General features: G+C 60.6%; 1 protein-coding gene. It reads left to right on the top strand.

All coding sequences use genetic code 11. The annotated features are described in order from the left end of the window. Positions 1-83 precede the first annotated feature (83 nt). Positions 84-1027, top strand: a 944-nt coding sequence (locus G4G00_RS21750; RefSeq protein WP_108755154.1) for an IS481 family transposase, incomplete at its 3' end; no start/stop codon positions are given.

Below are 1027 nucleotides of genomic sequence, written 5' to 3'. Positions count from 1 at the left end.
TGTGATCTCTCTGTACGTTGTTCATCCGGGACATCTCTGGAAAATGGTGGTTACCACACCTCTCCAGATCCCAAAGAGCCCGGATGAACAACCATAAAAATGCCCGTTTAACGCCGTTTAGTCGAGAACTTCTTGTCCGTCGCATCCTCCACGAGGGCCTGCGGCCGGAGGAGGCAGCACAAGCGTGTGGCGTAAGTGTGCGTACGGCCTACAAGTGGCTGGCCCGATTCCGGGAGTTCGGGGCGTCGGGGCTGGAAAACCGCAGCTCTCGCCCGCACCAGACGCCGCATGCCACGCCTGCGTCGGTCGTCGAGCAGATCAAGGAGCGCCGCCGTAAACGGCACACCTACCTGACCATTTCCAAGGCCTTGGGGATCGGCCACAGCACCATTTCCCGGTTGATGCGTGTTCACGGCCTCAACCGGCTGTGCCGGCTGGATCCGCCCAAAGCGGTCATCCGATACGAATACGATCAGCCCGGAGGACTGCTGCACCTGGATATCAAGAAACTGGGCAACTTCCAGAGGCCTGGGCACAGAACCGATGCCAAACGCCGGGGAAACGCTGCCGGCGGCGGCTGGGGGTACGTCCACGTGGCCATCGACGATCATTCCCGGCTCGCCTACAGCAGCGTTCACCCCAACGAACAGGGAGAAACGGCCTGCCAAGCGCTGCTGAGCGCTCTGGAGTACTACGCCAGCTTGGGAATCACCTTCAAGCGGATCCTGACCGACAACGGCGCCTGCTATCGCTCCACCGCCTTTGCCAAGCTGCTCAAATCCCTTGGAATCAAGCACATCCGGACCAAGCCCTACACACCCCGCACCAACGGCAAGGCGGAGCGCTTCATCCAGACCAGCTTGCGCGAGTGGGCCTACGCTTGCGAGTACGCCTCTTCGGACCAACGCAATTCCGTGCTGACCCAATGGCTGCACCACTACAACTGGCACCGTCCCCATATGGGGATCGGCGGCCAGCCACCTATCTCCAGAGTGCCGCTGAACAACGTAGTGGGTTTACACAACTA

Origin of the sequence: Stenotrophomonas sp. B1-1, assembly GCF_010894375.1 — a bacterium.
GTDB lineage: Bacteria > Pseudomonadota > Gammaproteobacteria > Xanthomonadales > Xanthomonadaceae > Stenotrophomonas.
The sequence above is the reverse complement of the archived record's forward strand: the minus strand, read 5'-3'. Positions and strand labels throughout refer to the sequence as shown.